The following is a 26,424-nucleotide window of genomic DNA, read 5'->3' on the forward strand; positions in this document are numbered from 1 at the left end:
ACCGGCTTGGAAACCCAAACGCCGATACCGATTGAAATGAGACACCCCGCAACAAACATCAGTCGCACCCAGACGCTGAAATCTGTTTGTAGACCCAGAATCGCCATAACGATAAAAGCGACAAAGTTAATTGGAAACAAAGCTTTGAATCTCGCCATGTTTCTCGAAGTCGGGTTGCCACTACCTGTCAATATTCTCTCCATAGATCACCCTTGTAGCTACCTTTGATCGAATTCCCATCAGAAATTTAGCTGTATGCGCCGCCGATCAGTCGCGTCAAAAGCGTCGATCCATGCAACGCCCAAAACAAGCTGGAACCACCAGTGAGGAGGCATGCTACGGACCAAAAGATCATCGCTTCCGGCAGCAAAGAATCAAATGACTCGCTCAGGAAGAACAATCCTCCGGATATGCCGGCCAGTCCTACTAACACCCCCAGCGCTCGCAATACCTTGTCGAACATATCCACGCTCCGTATTCCCATGCTGTTACTGATTAGGTACGACGCTGGCCTTGCTCAACCAAGCGCCAAACGTGGGTACCGGGGTCGGGGCCATACGTTCTTTGCCGCCCGGTACACGCCAGAAGACCTCTCCTAGCACGGTACGGTGATCAAACTGGCTGATCTCAAGCCCTGATACTCTAGTAACTTCCCGTCGCTTGCCGTCTCGTTCAAACGTCTTTCCAACAAGGGACTCTGCTTCTTCAATGCTTTTCAGCGCCATCATTGCCTCCGGCCCGGTTTCCCATCATTTGCCACAATCCGAACACAAGTGTATTTCCTGGTCGCCCTTGGTGAAGGTGTGGCGGTTAGAGCCCCGGCACAATGGGCACGACTCCAAGACTTGACACCCCGAGCGATTCAGCTTGGCCGTATATCCGTTTGTTCGCATGGCCATAAGAAATGGGGTTCGCTTCATGTCAGTGACAGCATCTGTGCGATCAAACGCTGGAATCCCGGCATCCTTTTCCTGCGCGATTCTCTCCGAAAGCTGCTGTCGAGCAACCTCTATGTCCTCAGGTGTTGGTGATGCGTTTATCATTCTTCGGATTCCTATTGTGACACCCGCACTCGGGCGTAAACGTCTTTGAACACCTTTTCCAGATCCTGGATCGCCGGGCGCGTCTTCCTGTCTATGGTCTCTTTCTGCTTGATGCCTGAGACACGCATCAGGTCTTTGTGGTGACAGCCCGCCTCATACATTGCCTTGACCCAGCTATCACGATACGTGGCTACCGTAGCGCCCTCTATGCCTGCCTTCTCAATGAAAGACTTTAGCTTGGCTGACATTGCCCTGGGCTGGTAGTCCGTCGATCCTTTCTTGCGAGGCGAGAGCTTATAAGGTTCGCCACGATCATTCAGGAAAAAGGCGCTTTTCGGGTCTGACCCCCGGTACCAGGCCTGATTGCTCAAGCAAAGTTCCTCACTCACTCGCCAGTCCATATAGCCCTCGAAAAAGGGCAATACATGATCTTCAGTGTGAAGCTCCCGAGCCTCGCCGTTATAGGCTGTGCTGTCCGGCAGGGTCCAGATCCGGAAGAAATCGCCGGACTGGTCCATCACATCCTCAAGACGGAGCAAGCTGGCCTCGGAAGGCGTAAGTCCCCAGTAAAGCGCCCCCATGATCAAAGCGGCGTTTCGCTTGCCGAAAGGCGGTGCTGAATTCATGTCGATGAGGCGTTGCACATCGCTCTCGCTAAACAGTCTCTCAATGGACATTCATGTTGCTCAAATCAGGTTATATCCGAGTATGTGACATACGATAGCACGGACACCCTATGTGTGCAATACGGCTTATATGCTGTTTTGTGACATTGTAAGAGAGTGATTCTGAAGAAATCGAACCCGAGGCGCAGGCCGACACTCACCTCATGGGAATGTTGGGGAAGGCACAAAAGGGCGCCCAACAAGGAGGTGAACGATGGGGTACGTACAATTAGTTATGCGAGGCGGCCAGAGCAACCAATCCTTCGACATAAATAAGAGACCCGGAGATGATTTCTCGGGATCAATCATTTAACCAGAAGGAAAATTCTATGAATAAAGTATGGATCTATCACAACGGTTTACCCGTCGACATTGACCCCCACGAGGGGTACGAAGCAATCCGAGAGCGTGATCGCAGCCTGATCATCTTTCACTCGAATCGAACCAAACCTGTTCTTGTGAAAGTTTGGCGCGATAACCGAGGACGGTCGACACCCCCTAAACACAGTCGGCAAGTTATCTGGGGCTTCGTCTACGATTACTATCTTCTGGATGGATGTAGCCGACGTTAACCCTCTCTAGCGAGCCCGATGCGCTCGCAGGAGCGAAACCAGATAAAGCCACGCCTCTCGAAGAGAGGTTTGGCTACCCCCACCATGGTCACCATCGTAGATCTCATCAAGGATTTGACCATCCTCAGTAACAATGGTTAACCACCAATGATCCCGACCGCGCCCCATCTGCTCTGGGACAAAAACTCTGACACCCTCAGCCATCAGTGAGTGGAAGGTCAGGCGGTGACCGTTAAAAACGATCGGAGGCCTTCGGCGCTCCAACGTATACCCTTGCAGGGTCAATGCGAGCCTATCCAGGTCTCTCCCAGATTCACCAGATGCATGATCACTCTCATATGAATCCATGATGGCCCTCAAGTCCATAACTGGCGGCTCGGGAACCATCTCAACAATAGAGCCGGGCACATCGTCAAAATGTAATCGTGAAGCTGGATACTCCCCGCGCTCGTAAAAGCTCTCAGCGTAGCGGCGTATCGCCATGGCCTTGCGCAAAAAGCCGGAGAATCGTCGACAAGCATCAAGAGGATCATCCGCCAGCGCACCCTCAAACAGACTGCCAACATAGCGCATGACCGGCTTCGGCTTTCCACCGGGTTGTCCCACCTGAAACGCTGCAGACACCACAACGCGCTTTTGGCCTTTCTTAATCGCCCTGGACACGATTGCACCGGGAACACCAGTGTCGAGCAGCGGATCCCGATTATTTGGACCACCATAACCCTTTTGCCGGGACGGACGTGATTTCATGAAGCGCTCGGAGTTCCTATAAATCTAAGTGCGGGCGTATAACATCGCAAAACCGCAGCGGTCAGCGCAAGCAGAATATCGAAGCGGGAACGGTTAAAGCATGGGAGCCGGCTGGCGGCGACCAGGCACTTGAGGGAAGGGCAGGCGCCCGCCCCGAAATCAGGAAAGGGCCAAAGGCCCGCCAGCGGCACTGCCGCCAAGCGCCCAGCGGCTATAGGAAGCTTTTTTTCACGCACTGTAGCGTCGACCCTCAGAGCCATTCCTCAAGTGCTAAGCAGGTTACAGCAAGGTCTGTAGGCTCGACATAAACAGATCCATACCCGCCAGATGGCGATATGGCATATCTGGCCACGCGGCTTGCTTCCATAACAGAGGGCAGCACTGCAATAACATTTGCAGAGGGCTGCGACTGGACGACGGCACACGGCCCCTCGTAATCAGTAGGCACATGACTAACGGCGGTTTCAGCATCAATTTCAGGAGGATTCTTTTTGAGCAAGGTCATGCGGCCCCCAATTCGCCCGTAGCATTGTAGAAAAGCTGAATCACTGCAGTTGCCCTTGATAAGCAAGCGTTAGCGCACCACTTCTCTGTAGAACCCAACGTATTCGGCTTTCATCTGACTGACATAAAGCAAATATCAGCATTGCCATGGATATACGCCTCAGTGTATTAAGGTGCTCTGTGCAGTATAATGCACAATGGAACGAAAGTGGGCACCAGGAGGACAACCCACAATGCTGGCAATTGACACACCAACGACCGAGAGAACGTCACCAGAACCTGGGGCAGCGATCGGCCTCGCCATTCGCTACGCGAGGAAGGCTGCAGGACTGTCTGGCGAAAAACTCGCAGAAGCAACCGGGCTATCACTCCGCACGATTGTCAAAATTGAGCAAGGCAACGGAGCGGTAGCCTTGGGAAGATACAAAACCGTTGCCTGCGAGCTGGGCCTTGAATGGATGTTCGACGTTTTTGGCCGTGATACCAGCGATGAAGCCCGTGGGACACCGAAATACTATTTGTCTGGCATGACAGCACTATGTCTACCACCGGCTGATGGTCGACCGCCAGCACTCTGGTATACAAGCAGCTTGAGCAACCCCTCAAGCTGGCGGATTGCCGGTAAGCACACAGCACATACAGGCGCACTAATCGGCGTGGCGGGCTTATGGAATGCCACTGCAACGATTGCACAGTACGGCGTGGTTGCGCCGTGTATCTGGGCGGCCAATCCGGAACGCGCGGTATTCGACCTGCTGATAGACAGCTGCGAAATCCGCCAGTGCAGAGTACCTAATGTGCAGGTTACCGATATTGATGATGTGGTTAACCTGGAACAAGTGAGAGAATGGGTAGCGCAATGTGAGCCCTTCCTGTCAGACGCAGCTCGAGAGCGCATCGAGGATTGGCTGAATGGAGGTCACCAGTGAACCTGACAAAACAACAACAAACCCATCGACAAATCATGCAGGCGATCTGCGAGGTCATCCATGACGAAGGTAAACCCCTGGTTTTGAAAGGGGGGACTGCATTACTTCTGGGATACGATTTGCAACGGTTCAGCGAAGATCTGGATTTCGACCTTACAACTGCATTGCAGGGACACCTAAACATAGAGAGGATCTGCAACAGCGCCATCAAAAAGCTGGCCGGAAAGGGAATCAAGGTTAGCCTCTCAAGTTTCAATGAGCCCAAGAAAACTGGAACAACCCACCGCTGCCGGCCAATGTTCGCAACCGGCGAGGGTGAACCACCGATCCCCATCAAAATTGAGATTTCCTCGCGGACCACGCCTGCCCCGGCCAGTATATGCGTGATCAACGGCATACAGATGTACTCCATCAGCCAAATCGCGCACCTGAAGCTATTGGCGGCACGGGAAGACCCAGCCATGCCTTACCGAACAACGGCTCGCGATCTGCATGACCTGGCATTCATTGCGAGTCGGTATTCAGCAGCTCTCCCCCCGGAACTGATAGCGCAACTTGAAGAGTTCTTCAGCGATCCAGCCCACCTAATGGAACGCTATGCCAGCGCGTATGAGGGTGACCCCATACTTAACGGCCGGTTATTTGATGATCTCAGCATCATCGAGGAATGGTTAGACGATCAGAACGATGAAGACACACTTTCCATGTTTGGCCCCTGTTAAGAATGGCAAATATCCTTTGCCGGGGTTAAGTAGCTCGTGGCGACGGCACTAAGCGCAAGTTAACAGGGCGAGGGCCCGCATTCCTCGTAATCTTCTTCCCAATCTGGATTGCACCGCTCGGCATCGACCACACCAAGTTCATTGACCAGGTAACGGCAAAAAGTCGCAACCAACCTTTGTTGGTGCAATACTTCACCTGTATCCAGCCCTGCGGCAAGCGCATCCGAAAGCGAACAAAGCCGAACTGGTACGCCCGGAAGCTCCGCTTGCCATGCGGCAATTAACTCGCGCTCGGTCTGTACCCCCGAGTAGTCCAGATAGATGGCCTCATTCCCATACACGAGCCGGACAACCACATGATCAGGAATGCCCTGGTCCAGTCGACCCACCAGATAGATCTCAGAACCAGAAATCAGTCTGTGCAGGCTTTCCGCCAGCAAACCGCATCCACCGGAAAGCCAGGAACCCTCCGGTAGAAAATCGTAGGCTTCATCGGCATCCAGAACGTTCTGTAGGTCTCGATTAAATGGATGATCCATTATTGAAACCTGTCAGCCAGTTCTTCAAATAGAGTTCCGCCATTTTCGACATACAGGTGAATCTCCATTTCAGGTTGGTGATCCATCTCCAATACCGCCAGGCAATCCACCAGCAACGTGCGATCCAGCCTCCGCAGCTCGGTCATATCCATCGGAAAACGCTTGCCGTTATACAGGCCGAGCAGGAAGCGAGCGACAACGGAAGACTGGCCCGTATCACTGAGGGCCACCGGAAGCAGGCGAAATAGGGCCGCCTGGCCCCGCTGGCGGATCACTGGCAGCTCGGTTTCTATAAACATTCTCTGAGCTGCGAGCCTGGCTGCCATTCGGTCCTGCATCTCTTTGCGATTATTCTCATTGCTCGGCATTGTTCAGTAATCCGGATAGTTGGTGAATACACTGTTTGTGGCTGTCGATTGCTTCAACGATCAAGCCCGATACGTGCTCCTGGGCGCAAACCACCTGTTTCTGCAGGTCGGATTGACCAACCGTGGAACGCACACGAAATGAAAATGGGGCAGTCGTATTGTGCCGAGGAACCCCATTTACGTTTGGACCTTGAACTGGTATCGGCGGCTCAAAACACCAAGCGATTTCCCAAAACCGGGGATGAGCTAACCGTTGCTCGACATCCAGAAAGCCAATACGAACCGATACAACCGAAATAGCCCCAAGAGCTTCCTTCCGGGTACGCTCGATAAAGGCTTCTTCGGCAAGACAAACCTCAACTGCATCAGCCGCAATCCGCCAGCCTTGACCACCGCGCGGACCGGGGGCCGATTCAATCCACGACTTCCGATCCAGGGCCAGCCAGTTGAGAAAATCATCTCGTGGCCAGCTGTCTTGCCCGCCAGCATGGTAATAGGCACCTCGGAACCAACGCCAAAGATCAGCCGGAGTGAAACGGGCATCCCTGAAGATGCCCCAGTAGTGCCTCAGTTTCTCATTAGACGCCTTTGGCATGGGTGCTCAGACCTCTATACCTTTTCAGGGCTGAGATAATGGGAAAGATCTATGACCGCTCGCCGCAATCTGCCATTCCACTGATCAAAAACGACTAACCCTGGCTGTGTGGCTGCCCAATCCACAAAGTGATTACCGGTAGCCTCTGTGAGTTCAATCAAAAGCCGCAAGTCTCCCAGCCAACCATCTCGCGGTGGTTCAGGGTCTCCGTTTGCCTCGGCAATCTGTGCCGATAAACCATTAGCGCCGGTCACCACGAAAATCTGACGAACAGGCACACTCAAAAGACTATGGGCAATTTCATGTGCCTTCCGCTCAGATCCAGACAAGCCATCAAAGGGCCCAGGCAGCCGGGCCTCGTCATAATAGTGAGCCAGCGGGTCAACTGGCTTGAGGCCAAGGAGCGCTCTGAATTTTTCGTACATAGGTCACCTCACAACAAGAGATTATGGAACATCATGCAAGCCTCCTATGTAGCCATGAGGTCGAGCGGCCGTTGCCGGCCACCAGACCTTTCTATGCGATTGACCCAATATCAATTACGGCGCCGTTTTCTGCAATTCGGTACGCAAGGTTTCCAGGTCGCCTAAGTCCACTTCTGGTCCCAGGCCACCGTCATCGTTCACCACATGCAGCTTCCCGCTATCCCGTGTCAGGAACAATACCTTTCCGTAGTGCTGAGGAATGTGCCTGGCCTTTCTCCGGGCATCCTTCACGTCATGCTTGGTTTCGATCAGTCGGGCCATGGGCGTCTGGCCGTCTACATGCTCTACGCACACCACGAAGTCCGGGAAAAAGTAGTTTCGATGCTCGCCGCGAACCAACTGAACCGAATAGAACTTCCGATCCGGGTTTCGGAACCACCAGGCGACAAAGCTGGCCTGATCCAACGCATCGGCAAACGCTCGTTCGTCGCTGTTCAGCGAGAAGGTTGAATCAAACCGGCCGGTCATAAACCGCTCATTGCCAACCTGCCACTGGGTATCCCGCAAAAGCTCCCGGTCTTCGATCACCAACGTTTGCTCAACGGTCGCCAGATCGTCGGTTGAGGGCGGAAGCACCCGATACAGGTTCTTATGACTGGGCTCCAACGCAATGCTCGATGGGAACAACATGGCGGCGGGTAATGGCCCGGCCGGCTCGGTCACGGCTTCCTTGGCAATCTCGGCATACAAGGCTTCCTCAAGGTCACCCGTAAGCTGGCGGACAAGCCAGTACGCTGCGGTGCGACTCATTCGAGTCAGCTCATCCGGGGCAACAGATTCACCGGCATCCATGATCTGCTCATTCAGCGTACCCTCAACGCGCTTGGCGAGGGTTTGCACGATGACCTTATGATCGGCCGGCTCGATCTGGGGAAGCCGATCAAGAGCGGCACGGGCCTCCCTGGCTACTACGTTCCGGTCAACCACGATAAAGGCATCCTGAACGCTTTTGACAACCCCGGTGGTCAACTCGGTATGACGCTCCTTCTCCCGCAGCCTGTTTCGGGCCGCCAGGGCTGCCTCCCGTTTCTGGCGGTCGGTAATGACCACACGGGTAGCCACGCGATCGGCAATTTCTCCCATATTCAGGCCAGTAGGGCGGACTTCCCGTTCCAGGGCAACCGGCACCTCTCGCGCATCGCGGTTAACCGGGTACACTCGAATGCCACGCTCCGCCATGATCGCTTGCCATTCCTCCATGCTGGCGGCGGTCTGCGGGTCAGGCTTTTTCGGTTCTTCATCAGCGGATTCCTCGTCCACCTCGTCGAGATCATCAAAGAGACTGCCGGTTTCCCCGGTTGTGGACTCGTCATTTACAGGGTGAGGCATTGGTGGCAGGGGCGCGCCAGGGCCACCCACTATTCCGCCATTCGTACCGGTGGTTGCCGTGTCCAGCTCATCGGTGTCTGACTGTTCGGTACCGGGAAAGGGGGTTCGGGGGTCAAGCTCCGGCGTTGACACCGGCCGGTTGGTGAACACCGGAGCGCCCGATTGGGTTTTTCGCCGGTACAGCTTTTCGGATTCGCCTTCCAGCGCACTGCGAACCTGCCCTGTGATCTCGACGGCGCTTTGATAGCCTTTCTGGGCATCGGCATTGGCGAGGTACACATAGGCGGTATTCAAGTCAGCCGGTATGGCGTCCGCCTGGGTGTACTGGTTACGAATCTGCCGAGGGACGCGCATGACCCGTCCGATGAATTGCATGGCAAAGTCGGTGTCGGTGACCGATTTCAGGGAAGCCAGCACAAAGGCCCGGGGGGCGTTAAAGCCGGTACCGGCCGATTGCTTGAAGATCAGCACCTTTTTGGATGAATCATTGGCGATGGCATCCATCAGTTCCGGGTTCGGCTCATCCGATGAATGCTTGCCGATCGCCGGCATGGGAATCCCCAGATCAATCAAGGCGCGCTCAGCGTCCTCAATGGTGTCTTTACCATTGTCCACCTGCACCAGTAGCAGGGGCGTCAGATCAATGCCCAGCCCCTGAAGCTGGGTTGCGAGGTATTGATTGCGCAACCAAGCCTGCCTCAAGACGGTACGGTTCAGGTCGGCCACTGCTGCCGTGGTATCCTTGAGCTGATACACCACGGCCTCAATGTACTTCTTGTTCAGGCGTGCCTGCACCACATCATCCCGGGCAACATTGAACCCTTCAAAAGAGCTCAGTCCGGCACTGGCAAGAAAGTTGTTAATCCGGGCACTCTTTGGGGTAGCTGTGGCCAGCGCCAGGCACGACGGATTCAGCCAGCGCACGAACGCGCCAAATTCGGTTGCCTCATCCAGCGCAATGTGGGCCTCATCCACAACGACGCCTACTTCAAGCTCCTGAGACTTCACCAGCGCGATAAAATCGGCCGGCGTGCGTAGCTGTTCACCACCGCCGGCGTCATAGTCCGCCAGCCTCCACGCTCGCCGGGAAACCCCCTGCACGGTGGAAATCAACACCTGACCGGCTTGCGGTTCCTGGTTAATGCCTTGGGTAAACTGAACCGGTGTCAGGTCGGTGGCGTTGGTCACCAGATCATCCAGGGTTTGGTTAACCAGATTGGTGAACGGGACAAACCAGAACCAGACCACCTTTTTCTGGGCGGTGACATTGGATAGCGTTTTGGCCAGTACAAAGGTTTTGCCCGAACCGGTGGGTGCTCGCAGAAGGCAAGGGGGGCTGTTCTCACGAGTCAGACGCTCGGTAAGATTTGTGATCAGCGTTGTCTGGAATGGTTCAGGGATCGCGACATTGTGTTGAGGGGTCGAGACATTCAGGGTAAGCGAGGTCATTGGGACACCTCCTGTTCCGGCTCAGGGTCTCCGACAGGCGCCGTGGATGCCGAGGCCTGATTACCGCCCTGGGCGTATCGAAGGGCGCTCTCGATGGAATAACAGGTCACCGACTTGTCGCCGGCCAAGGCTTCCTGAAGGGAGTCCGGACGGTCGGTGTAGACGATCAACTGGCTAACCGGTAGGGCTTCAAGGGCGGCAACAGCTTCATCGGACAGCCTGGGACATAAAACAATTGCGCTGCTGGCGGTTTGAGCGACAACCCACACGGGCTGATCAACTGGCGGCTCGGAGAGGTAACCCGTTTCGCGGAGACTGAGCAAGCCGAAAGCGTGGCGGGGCTCGGCTTCAAACATCAGGTCAGCCTCTTCGACCTTATCCAGCGTGACGTAGGTGAAGTCACCGCCGAGGCCTGGGGTATCGCCGTAGCCGGACATTACCCTGCGCACACGCTCGGCGCAGACGTCACGACAAATATTCCGGTCAGGAGCTTTGTTTGAAGCTTCTGCGTTTGAACACAAAATAAAACGGCGGTTTCCGTCATCCTCGGCATTCAACTCCAGAACAGCTTGCCCGGTCGTCCCACTGCCGGCAAAGAAATCGAGAGCGATATCATCAGGGCGCATGGCTTGACGTAACAATTCGCGCATCAATGAAGGAGGCTTGGGGTAGGGGAAATCCTTGTTATTGAGGATTTGCTTATAATTATTGGTTCCCTCGCCCGTAGCACCGACAGTAATGACAGTTAATGAATCCAAGGATTCATCAGTTGCTGACTCATCAGCTAGCGCAGACGCCTGCAACCATGATGACACCGGACGAATGTCACGTTTAAGGTCTTTTTGGAATCGTTTGTACCGAGGTTTTCGGGTACCAATTTTCTTGCCAACCCAAAACTCAAGAGGTTCGATATAATCAAGCAAACGCTTAATACGGGCATCAGAGGCAGATTGGCGCTCCAAGTTTTTCAGTGAGTTATAGATTTTTAGCTGCTTTGGAGCATCACCATCCTTGATCGCCTTTTTCAAATCGCCAAGAGAATCGTATTGAACGTAAGCATCCCGGGTGGGCCAGAGCACACGCCGTTCCTCTATCACCACCTCGATAGGGTCTGCTTGGAGAGCCTTTTTCGTGGGCCGAGTGGTAGAGGCAAATCGCCACACGCTGTCGGGATCACAGGGATACCAAATGTCCGTTTCCGGGTTGCGTATGTGGTAGTAGGCTTCCGGGCGCTGCTTGGCGTTATGAGCCTTCACAAGATTGTCGTTTTGCCAAGCGCCTCGAGGATCGTCGTCAGGATTAGTGTAGCTGGACTGGTCGCGCTCATCGCCTTTGAACGAGAAAGCTGGGTTCCCATACACCAAAACATGCTCATGATTCATGGAAAGAAGGGCTCCCTTGGTGTCGTTCCCACCAGACCGAACGCGCCAGACAAACGAACCAACTCGCAATCCTGGCATCACTTCATCCATCATCAGTTCAAGTTTGGAGCGGTTTTCATCATTGATGCACACCATGATCACCCCGTCCGGGGTTAGCAGGTCCCGGGCGATTAAAAGTCGCTGATACATAAACTCCAACCACTTACTATGCCTCCACCGATCATCTTTCTTTACAAAGGAATCGTTATAAACCCAATCAGACCCATTCCCGGTATTGTAAGGAGGGTCAATCATCACAACACGAATCCGCCCTCGATGGGTTGACCTCAGCAATCTCAGCGAATCAAAGTTATCCCCCTCGATGATCAGGTTATTGCTGGCGGACTGTTCCGGCCAATGCGACAGCTCGGGATCAACCCTTGGGAACACCAAGTCCGAATTCAGCGCTTTATCGCGCTCGATCAGGTCTGCCTCCCAGGTCAGCCCGAGCCTCTTGTGGGTTAGCTCCTGCACCAGATACCGCTTGAGCTCCTGCGGTGAAAGCTCGTCCAGTCGGGCGAGAATGGCTTTCTTATTCAACGACATAATGAATCCTTGGCTGCTAGTTGCACCCTGTTAAACACTAACAATAGCGCCACTTTGTGGCTTGACGGCATCAGCACTACCGGTGTGCGGAAAACGATACAGGCTTCCAGGGCGAGCCGTTTGCCAACCCTGCGACTCCGCACTCATGCGCTCAGCGTCTGAACCGAAGTGATACAACACCAGGCGATCCAGAAAATCGTGATAAGCATACTCGCGAGCCAAATCGTCAACCCCAGAATGCGAGGGGTTGGAGGTCATCGTGGCGTCGTGAAAGATAACCTCGCCACGGCCTGCGTGGGCCACCAACTGTTCCGGAATAGGGCGAGTATCACCGGTAAAAACAAACTTGCCAGGCAATGCCAACCCAAATGCCTCGTCAGGATAATGGTGCCGAACTGGAAAGACGTTGAAGCGGAACCCCAGGTGATAGAAGTGGCGGCCAACCGGAATGAGCTGAAAGCAGTCCCAGAAATTTTTGCCACCCTCGGCGACCTGGGTGCCCGAAGAGGCAAGAACCTGATGCAACCGAAACACGATATCAACAGGAACATAAAGCTTGATAAGCGGCAGGTCGGAAAATGCGCGAGCAAAGAACAGCCTTTCCAGTCCACCGATGTGATCAAGATGAGCGTGGGTCACAAACACGGAATCAAAGGGATAATCCATCGCCCGAACGGAAAAGAAGGCTTCCGAACCAAGATCAATCAGCATCCCACCGCACCCCTCGAAACGGAGTAAAGCACATGCGTTACCGAGATCGTCGCTGTGGGCACCGCCAGCACCCACAAACTCAAGCTCAACATTCATGCCAATGACTCCAGCCGAACCATATTCAGAATTACCACTTCATCGGGCGACTGCCCTCGGTAATTATCCGACGGATCAGCCTCCCTATGAGGGCGAAGGCGCTGTCGAATGTAAGCCGGAATCTCCCCGGGTGAGACAGACTCAGGGAGATCAACCGTTGCACTCTGGGGAATCAATGACTCTGGAGGGGTAGTCTGGAGCCGTCCACGCTGCCGAACGATATAGGTTACATAAATCTCACTGCTTGAGGTCATAGCCTAGATACTCCGATTGCGACCGGCCGCACGACGGCGGGCCTGGTCTGCATTAACATAAATTTGCTCGGTAAACGCTGCGCTGGCGTGCCCAAGCTCTTCGGAAATATGCCGGATATCCGCGCCGGCCTCGATGGCCTGACTGGCCCCGGTATGGCGCAGATAATGGGTTTCAGAGGCAATGGCTTCCAATTGGGCCGCCTCGTCGACAAAACCCTCATCCTTCATCTTCTGGACTGCCAGCGTCAGGCCTTCTTCGCAAATTCGCTGAATTTGTCGGGCACCCAGGCCACCACCTCTGGCAGACGGTAGGATGGGGCGGGATTCATTGGGCAAGGGTAGGGGAGAATCGCATTCCAGGTATGCCCGCCAGCGCTTGAGGTAGGGAAGGTACGCATCAGGACAGGTAATGGTGCGCCCCTTGTCGCCCTTGCCAAAGACGTAGTAGGTCCAGAATGCCTCGCCACCGGCCACCTGCTTCTGAAAGTCCGAAAACGTCGGAATGCGAAGTTCGCCATCCACTTTCCGAACGGCCAACTCGCCGACCCGCAAAAACAGGGATTTCATGGTGACGATGATGAATAGGTGACGTTCATACTCCGGGTCCTGGTCGGCCGCCTGCTCGATGGCCTCCCGAATGAATGACCACTGCCAGTCCGTATACCGGCGCACCGACGCTTCCTGGCGCTCCAGCAAGGCATTGGATTTTGCCTTTGTGTCCCGACGACGAACCTCCAAAAACGGGTCCTCTGCCATTATTTTGCGCTGGCGCAGAAACCGGAAGTAAGAGGCGAGGGCAGTCCGCGATGATTTCAGGCTCGCCGGGCTGGCGGTGTAACGCTCGCCTTGGGAGCGTTGACTCGTGAAGGGGCGCCAGCGGGGATTAATGATCCGCTGTCCTTGTTCATCCAGGAACCCCGAATGAATATTGGGAGCCACCCAGGCGGCTGGCGGATTCTTGAGGAACTTGAAGTAGCTGGAAACAACCTCGGCATCCACCTGATCGAGCGTCCGGCTGGCCACAACCCATAGGTAATTCAAAAACCGCTGCACTTCGCTCCGAAAGCGGTTGTAGGTGCCCGGGACATTGGAGTAGTCCGTCAAGTACCGAAGGCTGACATCCAGATCGCGAAAAGCCTTATCCTGATCAACAGACAACGCCACAATAGCATCGCGAACAGACGCATAACCTTGTTCGTCCAGCTGATCGTCAAGCTGGCTGGCGGCATCAAAAATGGGGAATCCGGGGAAGCGACTCATAGGCAAACCTCATGGGCAACACCGCCAACGAGGCAAGAACAGACGCTATGTTGGCTCATTCAGTAGTTACCAGCCGCGGAGCCCAATCACAATCCAAGCCACCGCCAGCAGTGTGCCCGGAAATCGCCAGGCAGCGAGTACCGTCATTAAGCTCGAAGAGGTAAACGCGACGCCCTTCGATTTCTCCTACCTCCGAATGCGCTTTAAATGACGCAGCTGGCGCGCTATGAACATCAACAGCATTGGATTGACCCTCATGAGGCCGTGATAACCACGATGCAATTCCAGCCACAGCAACAACAAAGAGGCCGATGATGATGCCAATTCGTTTCTGGCGGTCAAAGTCCCGCTCAATTTCCTCACTCGCCATACAAATAACTCTCCACAAGAATAAAAATACAGATGCTCAAGCGATCAATAACGCCACAAGAAGAATGCGATCAACAACCAAATTCGTCGGCAATTAGCTGAACATCAGCTTCAGTCTCAAGATAAATCTGTCTTTGAGCACTTACCCGGCGAATCTCATAGACGACCACGCAAAGTGCTTAATTTCGGCAATCCAGGAATCAATGGTTTAGGACCGAGATTCCGCGCAAAGTGCTAAAAAAACTTAAAGTCGATTCTGGGATACGGCGTAGAAGACCAGCTTATGAAAATGGCTAAGCCATAATAGCCCTTTGATTTCATAACCTTGCGTGACCTGGTTGTCTTGTTTAGCACTTTGCGTGGAAATGTTTAGCACTTTGTGTGGTCGTCTAGCGTATCAAGATTACGGGGCGGGATATGCTATGTCAAATACTGCTAAGTATTTGATATAGTATTATTGCAGTAAATCCAGGAAGATGGGCCCAAATCTAATGGCGAGCCGAATAGGCTTAGCTAATTCGTCAACGGTTCTCGCCTACCGAAACCATTCTATCAAGGCAATAAGACAGTTCGCCTTCGTTCAAGCCCACCCCCAACGTATCTGCAATTCTTTGAACGCTTGAAAACAGATCCTTGTCGTCAGGAGCGTCGGTAGCGTCAAATGCCGTGGTACCAACAAAGTTCGCATCACCAGTCTGCAGACCATCAATCGAGATTATCCCAATATGGTAAACCTAGGGGATCGCTAATCTCACCACGTTTCGGTACTGCGCTACTCTGTGAAAGGTGAGGGCGAGAGCTCTTGGATAAGCGGAGGCTCAGTGATGGGGTTCAAGCAGGACAACATGCACGGTGTGTATCGGAAGTGGCCCGGCCATGCCAATATCGTCAGCGCGGACGATCCCGGTCCGGTACCGGATATTCCGATACAGTCAGTCAAGATTGACTGGGATCGGCAGATCCAGAGGCGGCCTCGGGTCCTGGCGACCGGCGAAATGAACGGCTACTTACTCAAACCCGAGGTATTGGAACTGCTTGAGTCCGAAGAAGACTTACAGCACCGAATGGTTCTGGACATCATGTGGTTAACCGGGGCAAGGATTTCGGAGGTGCTTGCGTTATCCAGGGCCAGCTTTGTTCAGGAGCCTGGCCATTCCGGTGTATGGCTTCAGCCGATTCGATCCGGCCCAGGGCGGCCTTCAAAAGCAAGCCTCGCCCGATCGCCTCGGCGCTTTGTTCCCATTCATGACAGATTCATTCTAAAGCAGATTCACGACTGGGGCTGGTTCCGAAAATGCCGCGTGCATGACCGGCTTTTCCCGCTTACCCGGCAAGCGGTATCCCACCGTCTCAGTGAGCGTGTTTGGATACAGGGCGGGCCTCCAATCCCAATCACTTGCTCAACGCTTCGTAGGTCATTTGCTGTCCACCTGCTACTGCATGGACGCCCCCTTTCTTATGTCGCGGAATTACTGGGTATAAAGGATGTCTCGGGTATTGAGGCGTATGAGCGGGTACTCCGGCTGGAAGATGATGATTTGATTCAAGGAATCAACTTCCATGACTGACCTCCACCGCTACATGGGATGTTGAGGAAACAGGCGCACTGCGGGGGAGGGCAGGTATGCAGCCGGCATCGAAAACTGTCCCATTTAACCCAGAGAGGGAAAAGCCCGCTTGAAAAGCGGGCCAAGTCATTGAATTCGTGGTGCCCGGAGGCGGAATCGAACCACCGACACGAGGATTTTCAATCCTCTGCTCTACCAACTGAGCTATCCGGGCATGTCGCAAATTGTACTAACCTGTTGCAACGGGCGAGCATTAAACCGGGTGCACCTGCCAATGTCAAGTCGCCTGAAAACTCCTATCTCCAAAGTCTTACATCGCAAGATTGCGTACTGGCGCCTTGAGCTGAGGATTGTGGTCGACGTTTTCCAATTTCTGCTCGTTAGCTGCCTCTGGCTTCGTCTTTGGTTGATACCCCGGCTTCACGCTTGACCAGTTACCCTCAAGGTTGAGGGTTGCTGCATGCGCGAATCTGGCAGCCCGCTCCAACGGCAATCCTGCCAGGAACTCAGCGTCCGCAGGTTCCAGCACGGCAATATTCTTCTCGACCACTTCACGGGGTACAGCGTCCAATCCCTCACATTGATTCACGATGCTCTCAATGACCCGCGCTCGGTTCTGTTGTGCAGGGGCATTGTGATATCGAGCCCGCTGTATGGTCGGGTCGCCAATACGCTCGAAGGTGTTAACAGCCTGGTTCACGCCTTTTGTGAGGTATGCCCCCAGCTCCATGGAGGACAGGTTGGGCGGCACGGTTATGGTGCCGCTGCTCTTGTCGAAGCGTGTCTCATGTCTGTCAGAGCTTTGGGTGACCATGACGTCTTCGAGCTCGGGGTAAGCGGTAAACACTTCATGATTGCCCAGCAGGGCCTTTAGGGGAACGTCCTGACGGGTGATCTGGTTGTAGATGCTGGTTACCCGGGTAACATCAATCTGACCGGCCCTGACGCCCTCAGCGAGTTTCTGAACGTCTCGGGCAATGAACTGGCCCAATGTCTGTTTGGCGCGAAGATCCGGAACTGAAAGCTCAAACCTCAGATGCCCAGTATCATCGAGTGCCCAGCCTGTCTTTGATTTCAACTCCTCATTAATCTGACCGGCCAGGCGACCGAATCGCTGCCGAAGAGCACCCCCAATATCACTGAAGTCATGCCCCGCCAGCGCATTGAGAACCTTGGGGTAGGCCTCGCTAACTCCTAATGCTTTCTCAGATACGAGCTTGGCTGCAGTCTCAAGCGACGCCAGATTCACGCCCCGGGCATTGGGGCCAATTTTCATGGCCACGGTACCAGCCCGGCTAACAATCTGCTCTACGGGAGCGACGTCATAGCGGGACATCGGATGGACGGACTTCAGTTCCGGGTTCCGGTAGGTCGCTTCTACCGCTCTGGCCTCTACCTCGCCGGCTGTCCGGTAATAGGTGCTGAGCGCATCCCCCGTCTGCTGCTTGTACATGGGGGTGGTAGAACCCCTCAGGTCCGCACGAAGTTCGTTCGTGATCGCTACTGAAGGGAATTTCTGGTCGCTCGGGGTATCGAGGTCCGCATTGATTGATCGCCACTCCACTTGCTGGCCGTAGCTCTTCAGCGCCTTATTGATGGCTTTTGGTAGCATATTGTCGTAGAAGGTCTCGAACCCCTTCGCATCCGTGGTAATGCTTGGGCTGAACATGCTGCCAGACTCCTCCGAGAGAATGGCTTTGGCTGTTTTGCTGTCGAACAGCTTCTTGATCTCGGCCACGGTAAACGCATCACTGATGACGTGATCTTCACCACGCTCGGCCGTAACGAAGATCTTGTCCTCATCATGGGCAGGATGCCATTCCACTTCGTCATACCGCTGACGCTCACCGCCGGCATAGCGCTCAGCCTGAACAGCTGATGGAGACCAGGCCACAGAGTCAAAGCCATTTTCGGCGGCGTAGCGAATGAGGCGTTTGGCCACCGTAGCGTACCAATCCTTCCCAAGCGGGAATGCTTTCGGTGTGTCAGATGCATTCATCAGCGCTCTCGAACGAGCTTGGTCGACATCCTCATACTCTGCCTTTAGAAGCTCGATGTCAGTCACCAATCCCAGGGAACGGTGCACTTCGGCGTCGTAGGCGTCGGCAAGATACTGGTCATCGGACGTTAAATCGCTGTAGGACAGATCTCCCTCATGGAGATGTTTCACGCTTTCGTTTTGGCCAAACTCAGCAATTCTTCGCTGACTTTGCTCCAGCTCTTTCTCGGCGTCACCAAGCCTAGAAGCAACTTCATTCAGTTTCGCGGTCACATCCTCATAGGCTGCCATAGCGCCATTGGGGTCAGATGCATCGCCCATCTGTTGGACTCGAGTACGCCAGTCACTTTGGATTTCTTCGATCAACAGTGTTTTCTGACCACTTTCGTTGATCGTCTGGAACCGGGCATGGGCCATCACATTGCGTTGCCCGGGCCAATGCTCTGATACGAAGTCCTCTCCAAGCTTCATGCCTGTAGACTGATCGTCCGCCAGCATGAGGAATTCTCGGTACTCGGAACCGCCACTCAGAATGTAGTCCTCATACTGGGGGGAGGTGCCAGGGGCTGCCAGCTCAGCAGAAGACTCAAGGTCATCTACCTTTTTGACGATCTCCAGGAAGTCTTCGTATTTGTGATGCTCGAGGGCATCGAAGATCTCACCAAGGCCCTCGTATTCGGAGAGTGGTGGAATCTCCAAGTCAGTTGAATAGCACCAACCCGCTCGAGACCGGGCCTCGTGGATAAGCTCCAGAGGCTCCTCGAAACCAAATCCATGTTCCGATGCCTCTTTGGCGAAGGATTCGCACCAGTCGCCCAGTTCTTTGCGCAGAGTACGGGCCGCTGAGAGGCCCTGAGAGTCAATGAAGACTTCCCGGGGGCTGAGTCCGGCTTTCGTAATTTCTTGGGCGAGATCGGCCTGAGCGACAGGCCCATCAGCATTTGCATCGGCCAGCCACTCACCAAGATCCAACCAGTCCAGCTCGGCTTGCTTCACGCCCGGCTGCTTTTGCAAATACCCCATCCATTGATCAGCGCTCGCTTTTTCAAAAGGCGCGGTTTGTACAGCACGAAGCACCGCGGAGTGATACTGCTGGCCGGGATTTTCTACTTTAGCTGCGACGGATGGGGCCCCCGGGGAGGTGCCCAGGGCAAAGCCTTCAATTGTCTGTATGGCATGCTGGGTTTCGTGAAGCAGGGTCGGTATGAGCTGCCTGACAGACTGGGGGAACAGCACGATCTTCTGGCGCTGGCTATCGCAGAACGCAGAGCTGTTTGGGTAATCCTCTGATTTTGGATGGAATACTACGTCCCAATCCTTAAGCTCAGGGTACGCCTGGAACAGTTCCGGGTGGTTGATAAGGCGATCAAGCGGCAGGAAATTGTGCTGGTCGTAGGTGAAATCGGTATCCAGCTGCCGGCCATTAGGTTCATCTGTCTCAAAATCGAAATAGTCGAGTTTCCCGCTGCCTTCCATGATGCTGAACGCAACAGGGACGGGCAGGTTCATCATGAGGAACGATCTTGAAACGCCTTCGAGCTGGATGATGTCGCTGACCCTCGTTGCGTCTACGGGGATCATCTGGACATCGAAGCCACCATTTGGGTTCTTGCGATGGACCACCCGGTCAATGCGTGGAGCTTCGAGAGTGTTCCATGCAGGCTTGAGGATAGAGAGCGCGTCCGGGTTCAGGGATGTCTGGGAATCGTCAATTTCGAATCGCCACAAATCATCGACGCCACGGAACCAGCCGGTCTGATCCAGAATGGTTTCGCTATCAATGCCGGCTAACTCCAGGTCATGGGCTTGGCTGAGCCGACCGGGATTTGCCGTGCGGGCCCTGGCGCCAAGGAACATCGCCTGCGGCACATCCTCGAACTGATGCACGACGAATTCATTTGGCTTCGGGTCGGTACCGTAGGGGGCAATGTTCCTGCGCTGGCCTTCCGTCATCGCGGCCCGGGCCGCGGATTCATGAGCTTCTATCTCACCAAAGGCCTTGGTATAGGCCTCCGGATCAGCGATTAGTCGGAGGCGTTCGGCCAATTCGTTCATACGCTGGATGCTCGGGCTATCCTCTTCGAGCACCTGCATCTCTTGCTTGGTCAACTCTGGGTTAACACCGGTTCGCCCATCAAACAGCTCGGCATGGAGTTCCATGTAGATCTGGACGTCCGGATCCGTTTCAAGCAGCTCGTTAAGCTCATTTTCCCAGCTTTCACGGTGGCCATTCATGAAGGGGCTCAACCCCTTGGCAAATCCCTCGAGTCGCTGCACCAGATGCTGGGTCTCGTGGATAAGGGTCTCACGCAGCAGATCAGAGTCTTCCAGATAGCTTTCCGGAATAATGATTCTGGGGGTGTTCGTTGTGACTTCAGGGTAGGGCGCATTCGGGTCGATAATTACCCGCATGGACTGAAGTTCCGGATAGGCCTCATACAAAGTCGGATGATTCAGGTAAGCCGGCAGGGTGCCGGGTTCAGCAGAATCGAAATGAGAGCCGATCTGGTCCATCCGCTCCATGTAATACGCGGTTTTCCTCGCCGCTTCTGCCGATCCGATCAATCCATCCGTGTGCTGGCGGGTTACATTGTTCAGTTCCTGCTGCAACCAGGCAGTTTCTTCCATTGCCTGAAGATTGGTTGTTGCATCGCGATCAGAAATCTCGAATCGCCAGGCACCGTCCGGACCTTCAAACCAACCCGTCGCGGCCCATATTTCCGCGCTGGTGCGACCTTCCATTCTCAATTGTGTGGCTTTCTTGAAGGTTTCAGTACGACCAAGCCGCTCGGAGGCCTGCTCGCCGAGATACATGAAACGGAGCGGGTTTGCACTATCTTGGGCGGCAACTGCCAGCGAAGGTGACACTAGCGCAAGCCCATCGCGATCCATGAGATTGCTCAAAACGGTGACTCGATCAGTGCCATCAATATTGACGATAACGCGCTGGTCTCCCAGCAACTCGGCGCCGACATCGGAAAGAGAGTGAACTCGAATCGAGCCATCGGCTTCAACTTCGATGCCCCGGGACTCCAGATACTGGGCAAACGCCGTGCTGAGTCTTTCGGCAGAAGCATAATTTTCAGCAAGCGAGTCCAGCTTCCCCTGTCCATCTTCCATCAGGTGTTGGTCAAACTGATTCCACAAAGCATCTGGCATGCTCTTCATCAGGGTATTGAGTTTGGACTGACGTGGGGTAAGGGCACCGGGGCCACGAATAGATAGATCTGCGTTTGGCTCAAAGGCAGCCTTCGACCTCAGATAGTCACGACCTCTCTGGAGAAGGACTCGAATATCATCGTCGGTGTAGACGATGTTCTCGCCGGTCTGCGAGCTGTACTCCTGTTTTGCAGCCAACTGGATCTTATCGAACAGAGAGGGCTTCTCTCCTGACTCGGCAATCATGGCCACCAGTTCTTCCGCTACCAACATCTGATTCTCTTCAAAGCTCAAATCCAGTTGGTAGCGATCGGCTATCTCTTGAAGCCGAGGATCAGACTCGAAGGATTGATAAATTTCACGGAAGGTTTGATCTCTATCGGCGCCCAGGGTGGCCCTGACCCCGTTATGGCCGGTGATCTCATGGCGGTAGGTCATTACAACGTCGTTGGCGCTGTCGAGCCTTGACGCAATCAGGTAAACCCGGTTATCACGAGTGTCGAAAATGCCTTTGGCATTTTCTTTCCTGTACCCGAACTCTGCCATTTTTCTTTGGATGTGCTCCGGCAAAAGGCTGACATCTTCAACCAGCTCTGTCTGTGTGCCGAAATACCTATCAAGCCTTGAAATTGCTTGTCTGGCGAGACTTTCCGGGGCGCAAATCGAAGCAGCTTTACCGAAATCTTCTGGAGTCATAACTCATGCCAACATGATCACTTTATGACCTAATTTAGCATTCTGGCTGTATACTTGACCAGAAAATAATATAGAATTAATCCAGACTTGATTGAAGCAAGCATTAGATTTATTAAATGAGGTCAAAGATGAAGAAATGCCTGACGTTGCCGGCTATCCGAAAACTTGAAGCCAAGGGATTTCGAGTGGCGAATCAGCCTATAGTTACCGGTGACATTCAAGGCATTCCACAGGTAGCAGGGTATGAGCTTCTCCCTAGATTTCTGGCGGAGGATCAAACCATTCTCACTGCTCGTGATTTCGAGCAGCAAATGGGTATTGAGGATTTGACCACGCTCGATGCGTTGATGGTGCAAGAGGCGATTGGCGCCTCTGTTTCTGCAGAATCCTCTGACCTGTTTTTCAGCTTTAATCTTCGCGTCTCTAGCTTGTCTGACTCTGGCTTCGCTGATTTCCTTATCTCCCGATTGGCCGTCATGAATACCGTGGAGCGCTCTCGCTTGGTCGTTGAGATAGATGGATCACACCTCGCCGATGGTAAGTCTTTCTCCAATTACTTACCCCGACTTAAGAGAACCCTGGTCGAGCTTACAAGCATGGGTGTGAGAATCTGCGTCGATGGCTTTAACCATCGGACCAATGGATTTCGACTTGTTAGTCAGTTGCCTGTTGATGCAATCAAGTTTTGCCCTGAAGCAGTTAAAGCGGAGTCCCGCTTCCTGGAAGGAAAGTGCTCAGACTCGGAATCAATGGATCTTGAGGTAATGCGCTCATTTGGAGTGAGCATGAGAGCATGGGGGTGCTTGGTCATTGCCGATGGTATTGAGGCAAGGGCGCAGACATCGGCCGCCAAAGGCATGGGGGTGACTCACTACCAAGGATCTGCATTTGGTCAAGCGCTGGTCGAAGCTGACTTGCCGGACGTTCTTGATGCTCCTGCCAGCATTAATCGCTCTTATCGAGGAGGAGACACAGAAGTTAAGGATTTTTGCCAGGCCATGGCTAGCGGCTAATCAGATAGGGTCTAATTCTTCTCAGAAACCTTCAGTTTGTCTGCCAACTCGATAATCTTTCCCTTCTCAGCGCCTACCCCCCACGTTTTTCCGCTTGCAACCAACTCGATAAAATCGGAGGAAGGCAACGGGCGACTGAAGTAAAACCCCTGCCCATATTGCATGTTAAGGCTTTTAACGGCCGCCAAATTCTCAACCGTCTCGATGCCCTCAGCAACGATCTGAAGACCAGAATTATCAGCAATCATCGGGATATAGCTAGTCAGAGAGGCTTTCGCGTTCTCTGGAGTCAGATGGCTAATCAGGGATTTATCAACCTTGAGGTAGGAGAGGTGAGAGGATTGCAAGCGACTCATGTTGCCATATCCAGTTCCAAAGTCGTCTACCGATATTTCAATTCCTATGCGATTGAACTGCTCAATCGTTTTTTGATATTGAGTGTCTGAAATAGAGCTGTCCTCAGTTACCTCAAGGCATACCTGCAAACGATCATCGGAAAGGGCGGGATGCGTCTTAAAGAATTGAACCATCTCGGAATTGAGGTTGGCGGGGAAGATATTGAAAGAAAGCTTGAACGGTTTTGTCTCGGACCACTGGATACCTCTTATTCCCGAATAGGCCCTATCAAACATCATTTTGGAAAAGTCATTCATCAGTTCATTTTCAGCTATTACTGGAATGAACTCTGCTGGAGACAATGGGCCGTACCGGTCCTCTAGCCGGGCAAGAACCTCACAACCAACGATGCCGCCGGTCCCAATATCCACTATAGGTTGGTACGCGCAGTGGAAGGACCCTTTGCTTACAGCAGATAAGGTCCTCACAGATGCTGTAGTAGAGCGGTCAAGCAGCCAGCGAATCAGGGAAGATAACCAGAACCCCAGCATGAGAGCAACCAGCGATAGCACTATCAGCACAACGTAATGCTGGCCGAGAATGATCTTCCAGGGTCTCATGACAAGAATGCAAACGTTCAGGCTTTCTGAGCACTCTGCGGAAACTATCCCTGAGAGACTACCGTTTTCGGCTGTGAAGTTCCTGTACAGCCCTTCGGTGCCGCTAATCGTGTAAGGAGAATCCCCGGTATAAACAATCTCCCACAAGAATGAGGAGTCCTGACTCTCTTCTATTGGTAGCGGTTCTATAAAGTAAATCAGCTGGCTGGTTGCGATTGCCAGCGAGGAGTCGATGCCATCGTCCTCCAAGAGGTCGCGGGAAGGCCATATCCTTCCATTTTCTGTGATCGGAATGTAGTTATCGGGATCAATAGCCTCTGCCGGAAGGTTTCCGATCATGGCAGTGCAAGCCACGCCTCTTTCTCCGTAAATCCCAATGTCCGAGATTCCGGAGTTTTCGAAAACATGGCCTCTTAGAATGCGCCGACTGCTAGCACTGCAATTTTGGAGGGAAGGGTCTGACAGGGCCATTGATGTTGTGTTGATTTTGCTTGAAATCGACTCAACGTCCCGGATCGTCTGGCTTGCGATGTAGGAGTTTTCGAGGGTTACATCCCGGTTAAGGTACAGATAGGCGGCTACCACGCACAAGACGGCCGCCAATAGCCATGCAGATGATGAAATCAAGAAAGCCTTTAAGGTTACAAGCGCAATTCGACGCACAGAGGGGCTCGCTTAGTAGTAGTAGTATTCGCCTTCAATACCTGCGCCGGTAATGCGAACAAATCGCTTACTTTTCCTTTGACACTCAGTCCTTAAGTGGTACATGGGATCGCTTTGCCCGTCACGGGCTGCTCCGTAGCGCCCACCCGGGATTGGAAACCATTGACGGCAGGTTTTCCCGCTGTGATCGTAGTGCTCCTGTATGACTTTTTCCTTACGGCAGTACTTGCCCACAAAATCGCCTCGCTGGTTGATTTTCCTATCCCAATCGAGACAGATTTTGTGTTGTGGGATAAAACGGGCGATACCTCTCTCCGGTTTAGGCAGTGCTGCGTTTGATGCTCCTCCGCCAATGTCGGGACCTGATTCCATTTGGCAGCTAGGAAAGCCTTTGCCTTTGGCCAACCTCTTGTACAGCTTTTTCAGGATAGGCTTACATTCCTGCGGTGTTCCCTGGTTTGCGGCAAGACACAGTAATACCTCACAGCCAAAACTGGCCTTGCTGGCCTTGGCCTGGGGGGCGCCGACAAACAAGAAAACGGCAACGCCTAGACTGAGCAAAATTTTCACTGCTGATTGCCTCTTTTTTGCGCTATGGTATAGCTCTAGGATATTATAACTCTACAAGGTAAACAAGTTGCCGGTGTCGAGCCCTTAAAATTATAGGTTGATCAATGCATTTATCCGAAATCGCCAAAGAAAGTGCGACTGAAGACCAAATTTCATTTCTGGAAACGGAGTTTGCAGACCGGATCTATGCTGTTGGAGGTCGCTTCTATAAGGACGAGAGGGGCTATTTGTATCCAGGGTTCCAATACCCGTATACCACGAAATCCGGCGCCCAGCTTACCTTCGACATCGCATTCCAGACTACGACAGGTGAAACGCCGATCTCGATTGATGACACCTGCGTTGTCTTATTGGCGGTGCCTGAGGAACCCATCTTTACCAAGACGACCAGCTCTGTCTCTCTTCGCAAAATGATGAGCACCCCCAACCGCTACATCGTATTCGCCACCATCTCGACAGTGCTGGCGGAGAATGAGCGGATTGAGCTGCTGTCCCGTATCGAGAAGGAACTGATCGATGATCTGTTGGTCGATGATCTTTCGAATGTCGACCCTGACGATTTGAGAGAACAGGTATGGAGAGCCCACAAGTGAAAAGCACCGTCGCGGCCGTCCTTACAGCCAGCGTTCTCTGTGCACAGCCGGTGGTTGCCGGCTGGGATGTGTACCAACATCTGTCATCACAGGGCGGAAGCTGGACAGTTCATGACCGCAAAGCCGGTGTAACAGGGGCAGATAACGGCCAATCTTTCCTGTTGGCATCTGTTCACTGCGCGGGCGAGAATGCAGATGCTTTGCGCCTCAGCTTCGGGAGCCAGATATCTCAGTTTTACCGGCTCTATTTCGTGAGTCAGCTGGTCCCGGCTATCCAGGCGAATAAAGCGGATCTGACTATCTCAGTTGACGGCACGCATAGCTTTCCCCTGCAATACCACAACGCTTCCATCGACAACCAGAATCGACTAATCACTTCGGGGATGGTCATGAGCCATCAGGCTGAATCAAAAGCTATGGACGCACTCATGGCAGGCCGACAGGTGACTTTCAATCTCAGCTACAACGGCAGTCTGCTGCTGACCGAAAAGTTCACGCTCTCTAACTCGGCCGATGCCCTGAACAGCCTGCATTGCCCGGATTCATCGACCACTGTGGCCGACACCCGGGACGCTGCTGCCACTGACCAGGCGCTGTAGC

General features: G+C 53.6%; 24 protein-coding genes and 1 tRNA gene. 6 read left to right on the plus strand and 19 right to left on the minus strand.

Annotated elements, in window-relative coordinates:
• The 6 genes from AC13E3_RS09960 to AC13E3_RS09985 all read right to left on the minus strand — a co-directional run.
• On the minus strand, window positions 1–203 hold a 203-nt coding region (locus tag AC13E3_RS09960), incomplete at its 3' end, for a hypothetical protein (RefSeq protein WP_482901975.1).
• Window positions 204–247: 44 nt separating this feature from the next.
• The gene (locus tag AC13E3_RS09965; protein WP_482901976.1) at window positions 248–463 is read right to left on the minus strand and encodes a hypothetical protein; all 216 of its coding nucleotides are present in this window, start codon (window positions 461–463) and stop codon (window positions 248–250) included.
• A 25-nt stretch (window positions 464–488) separates the two neighbouring features.
• Window positions 489–728: a hypothetical protein gene (locus tag AC13E3_RS09970; protein WP_136630274.1), complete on the minus strand. Its 240-nt coding sequence runs from the start codon at window positions 726–728 to the stop codon at window positions 489–491.
• A gap of 326 nt (window positions 729–1,054) precedes the next feature.
• On the minus strand, window positions 1,055–1,720 hold the full coding sequence (locus AC13E3_RS09975) for a site-specific integrase (protein ID WP_008175529.1): 666 nt from the start codon (window positions 1,718–1,720) through the stop codon (window positions 1,055–1,057).
• 566 nt (window positions 1,721–2,286) lie between these two features.
• Window positions 2,287–3,030: a hypothetical protein gene (locus AC13E3_RS09980; protein WP_482901977.1), complete on the minus strand. Its 744-nt coding sequence runs from the start codon at window positions 3,028–3,030 to the stop codon at window positions 2,287–2,289.
• A 250-nt stretch (window positions 3,031–3,280) separates the two neighbouring features.
• Window positions 3,281–3,535, minus strand: a complete 255-nt coding sequence (locus AC13E3_RS09985) for a hypothetical protein (protein WP_482901978.1) — start codon at window positions 3,533–3,535, stop codon at window positions 3,281–3,283.
• Between the two features lie 232 nt (window positions 3,536–3,767).
• On the opposite strand from AC13E3_RS09985, the gene AC13E3_RS09990 reads away from it, so the two are divergent.
• Window positions 3,768–4,463, plus strand: coding sequence for a helix-turn-helix domain-containing protein (locus AC13E3_RS09990; protein ID WP_482901979.1), 696 nt, complete (start codon window positions 3,768–3,770; stop codon window positions 4,461–4,463).
• Window positions 4,460–5,185 (plus strand): nucleotidyl transferase AbiEii/AbiGii toxin family protein, encoded by a 726-nt coding sequence (locus AC13E3_RS09995; RefSeq protein ID WP_482901980.1) that lies wholly within the window; start codon window positions 4,460–4,462, stop codon window positions 5,183–5,185. Before AC13E3_RS09990 ends, AC13E3_RS09995 begins: the two co-directional genes overlap by 4 nt.
• A 59-nt stretch (window positions 5,186–5,244) precedes the next feature.
• On the opposite strand, the gene AC13E3_RS10000 is transcribed toward AC13E3_RS09995, so the two are convergent.
• The 9 genes from AC13E3_RS10000 to AC13E3_RS10040 all read right to left on the minus strand — a co-directional run bounded on the left by AC13E3_RS10000 (window position 5,245) and on the right by AC13E3_RS10040 (window position 14,608).
• Window positions 5,245–5,724: a hypothetical protein gene (locus AC13E3_RS10000; RefSeq protein ID WP_482901981.1), complete on the minus strand. Its 480-nt coding sequence runs from the start codon at window positions 5,722–5,724 to the stop codon at window positions 5,245–5,247.
• Window positions 5,724–6,092 carry a DUF7673 family protein gene (locus AC13E3_RS10005; RefSeq protein WP_482901982.1) on the minus strand — a complete coding sequence of 123 codons (369 nt, stop codon included), beginning with the start codon at window positions 6,090–6,092 and terminating at the stop codon, window positions 5,724–5,726. The genes AC13E3_RS10000 and AC13E3_RS10005 overlap by 1 nt, the downstream gene beginning before the upstream one ends.
• The gene (locus AC13E3_RS10010) at window positions 6,079–6,687 is read right to left on the minus strand and encodes a hypothetical protein (protein ID WP_482901983.1); all 609 of its coding nucleotides are present in this window, start codon (window positions 6,685–6,687) and stop codon (window positions 6,079–6,081) included. The genes AC13E3_RS10005 and AC13E3_RS10010 overlap by 14 nt, the downstream gene beginning before the upstream one ends.
• A gap of 14 nt (window positions 6,688–6,701) precedes the next feature.
• Complete coding sequence (locus AC13E3_RS10015) at window positions 6,702–7,112, minus strand: hypothetical protein (protein WP_011783264.1); 411 nt, start codon at window positions 7,110–7,112, stop codon at window positions 6,702–6,704.
• A gap of 114 nt (window positions 7,113–7,226) precedes the next feature.
• Complete coding sequence (locus tag AC13E3_RS10020; protein WP_482901984.1) at window positions 7,227–9,950, minus strand: DEAD/DEAH box helicase; 2,724 nt, start codon at window positions 9,948–9,950, stop codon at window positions 7,227–7,229.
• On the minus strand, window positions 9,947–11,917 hold the full coding sequence (locus tag AC13E3_RS10025) for a site-specific DNA-methyltransferase (protein WP_482901985.1): 1,971 nt from the start codon (window positions 11,915–11,917) through the stop codon (window positions 9,947–9,949). The genes AC13E3_RS10020 and AC13E3_RS10025 overlap by 4 nt, the downstream gene beginning before the upstream one ends.
• 30 nt (window positions 11,918–11,947) lie before the next feature.
• Complete coding sequence (locus tag AC13E3_RS10030; protein ID WP_286715065.1) at window positions 11,948–12,724, minus strand: MBL fold metallo-hydrolase; 777 nt, start codon at window positions 12,722–12,724, stop codon at window positions 11,948–11,950.
• 257 nt (window positions 12,725–12,981) lie between these two features.
• Window positions 12,982–14,238 (minus strand): tyrosine-type recombinase/integrase, encoded by a 1,257-nt coding sequence (locus AC13E3_RS10035; protein ID WP_482901986.1) that lies wholly within the window; start codon window positions 14,236–14,238, stop codon window positions 12,982–12,984.
• A 55-nt stretch (window positions 14,239–14,293) separates the two neighbouring features.
• Complete coding sequence (locus AC13E3_RS10040; protein WP_482901987.1) at window positions 14,294–14,608, minus strand: hypothetical protein; 315 nt, start codon at window positions 14,606–14,608, stop codon at window positions 14,294–14,296.
• An 823-nt stretch (window positions 14,609–15,431) separates the two neighbouring features.
• Between AC13E3_RS10040 and AC13E3_RS10045 the strand changes: the two genes are divergently transcribed.
• Window positions 15,432–16,175 (plus strand): tyrosine-type recombinase/integrase, encoded by a 744-nt coding sequence (locus AC13E3_RS10045; RefSeq protein WP_482901988.1) that lies wholly within the window; start codon window positions 15,432–15,434, stop codon window positions 16,173–16,175.
• A 138-nt stretch (window positions 16,176–16,313) separates the two neighbouring features.
• On the opposite strand, the gene AC13E3_RS10050 is transcribed toward AC13E3_RS10045, so the two are convergent.
• Window positions 16,314–16,389 (minus strand) — tRNA-Phe (locus AC13E3_RS10050).
• Between the two features lie 96 nt (window positions 16,390–16,485).
• The gene (locus tag AC13E3_RS10055) at window positions 16,486–22,029 is read right to left on the minus strand and encodes an LPD23 domain-containing protein (RefSeq protein ID WP_482901989.1); all 5,544 of its coding nucleotides are present in this window, start codon (window positions 22,027–22,029) and stop codon (window positions 16,486–16,488) included.
• A gap of 128 nt (window positions 22,030–22,157) precedes the next feature.
• Between AC13E3_RS10055 and AC13E3_RS10060 the strand changes: the two genes are divergently transcribed.
• Entirely contained in the window at window positions 22,158–23,042 is an 885-nt protein-coding gene (locus tag AC13E3_RS10060) for an EAL domain-containing protein (RefSeq protein WP_482901990.1), read from the plus strand.
• A gap of 11 nt (window positions 23,043–23,053) precedes the next feature.
• On the opposite strand, the gene AC13E3_RS10065 is transcribed toward AC13E3_RS10060, so the two are convergent.
• Window positions 23,054–24,661 carry an EAL domain-containing protein gene (locus AC13E3_RS10065; RefSeq protein ID WP_482901991.1) on the minus strand — a complete coding sequence of 536 codons (1,608 nt, stop codon included), beginning with the start codon at window positions 24,659–24,661 and terminating at the stop codon, window positions 23,054–23,056.
• 12 nt (window positions 24,662–24,673) lie between these two features.
• A complete protein-coding gene (locus AC13E3_RS10070; protein ID WP_482901992.1) occupies window positions 24,674–25,231 on the minus strand; it encodes a hypothetical protein in 558 nt (185 codons plus the stop codon).
• Between the two features lie 104 nt (window positions 25,232–25,335).
• On the opposite strand from AC13E3_RS10070, the gene AC13E3_RS10075 reads away from it, so the two are divergent.
• A complete protein-coding gene (locus AC13E3_RS10075; protein WP_482901993.1) occupies window positions 25,336–25,824 on the plus strand; it encodes a hypothetical protein in 489 nt (162 codons plus the stop codon).
• Window positions 25,821–26,423 carry a hypothetical protein gene (locus tag AC13E3_RS10080; RefSeq protein ID WP_482901994.1) on the plus strand — a complete coding sequence of 201 codons (603 nt, stop codon included), beginning with the start codon at window positions 25,821–25,823 and terminating at the stop codon, window positions 26,421–26,423. The genes AC13E3_RS10075 and AC13E3_RS10080 overlap by 4 nt, the downstream gene beginning before the upstream one ends.
• Window position 26,424 lies beyond the last annotated feature (1 nt).

It is taken from the genome of Marinobacter sp. L-80 (genome assembly GCF_056859395.1).

Bases quoted from the DNA above. Each gene is read 5' to 3' on its own strand.
- AC13E3_RS10010 (WP_482901983.1), bottom strand. From the start codon at position 6,687: ATGCCAAAGGCGTCTAATGAGAAACTGAGGCACTACTGGGGCATCTTC.
- AC13E3_RS10015 (WP_011783264.1), bottom strand. From the start codon at position 7,112: ATGTACGAAAAATTCAGAGCGCTCCTTGGCCTCAAGCCAGTTGACCCG.
- AC13E3_RS09985 (WP_482901978.1), bottom strand. From the start codon at position 3,535: ATGACCTTGCTCAAAAAGAATCCTCCTGAAATTGATGCTGAAACCGCC.
- AC13E3_RS09990 (WP_482901979.1), top strand. From the start codon at position 3,768: ATGCTGGCAATTGACACACCAACGACCGAGAGAACGTCACCAGAACCT.
- AC13E3_RS10075 (WP_482901993.1), top strand. From the start codon at position 25,336: ATGCATTTATCCGAAATCGCCAAAGAAAGTGCGACTGAAGACCAAATT.
- AC13E3_RS10055 (WP_482901989.1), bottom strand. From the start codon at position 22,029: ATGACTCCAGAAGATTTCGGTAAAGCTGCTTCGATTTGCGCCCCGGAA.
- AC13E3_RS09970 (WP_136630274.1), bottom strand. From the start codon at position 728: ATGATGGCGCTGAAAAGCATTGAAGAAGCAGAGTCCCTTGTTGGAAAG.
- AC13E3_RS09980 (WP_482901977.1), bottom strand. From the start codon at position 3,030: ATGAAATCACGTCCGTCCCGGCAAAAGGGTTATGGTGGTCCAAATAAT.
- AC13E3_RS10020 (WP_482901984.1), bottom strand. From the start codon at position 9,950: ATGACCTCGCTTACCCTGAATGTCTCGACCCCTCAACACAATGTCGCG.
- AC13E3_RS09965 (WP_482901976.1), bottom strand. From the start codon at position 463: ATGTTCGACAAGGTATTGCGAGCGCTGGGGGTGTTAGTAGGACTGGCC.
- AC13E3_RS10005 (WP_482901982.1), bottom strand. From the start codon at position 6,092: ATGCCGAGCAATGAGAATAATCGCAAAGAGATGCAGGACCGAATGGCA.
- AC13E3_RS10060 (WP_482901990.1), top strand. From the start codon at position 22,158: ATGAAGAAATGCCTGACGTTGCCGGCTATCCGAAAACTTGAAGCCAAG.
- AC13E3_RS10045 (WP_482901988.1), top strand. From the start codon at position 15,432: ATGGGGTTCAAGCAGGACAACATGCACGGTGTGTATCGGAAGTGGCCC.
- AC13E3_RS10040 (WP_482901987.1), bottom strand. From the start codon at position 14,608: ATGGCGAGTGAGGAAATTGAGCGGGACTTTGACCGCCAGAAACGAATT.
- AC13E3_RS10035 (WP_482901986.1), bottom strand. From the start codon at position 14,238: ATGAGTCGCTTCCCCGGATTCCCCATTTTTGATGCCGCCAGCCAGCTT.
- AC13E3_RS10025 (WP_482901985.1), bottom strand. From the start codon at position 11,917: ATGTCGTTGAATAAGAAAGCCATTCTCGCCCGACTGGACGAGCTTTCA.
- AC13E3_RS09975 (WP_008175529.1), bottom strand. From the start codon at position 1,720: ATGTCCATTGAGAGACTGTTTAGCGAGAGCGATGTGCAACGCCTCATC.
- AC13E3_RS10000 (WP_482901981.1), bottom strand. From the start codon at position 5,724: ATGGATCATCCATTTAATCGAGACCTACAGAACGTTCTGGATGCCGAT.
- AC13E3_RS10030 (WP_286715065.1), bottom strand. From the start codon at position 12,724: ATGAATGTTGAGCTTGAGTTTGTGGGTGCTGGCGGTGCCCACAGCGAC.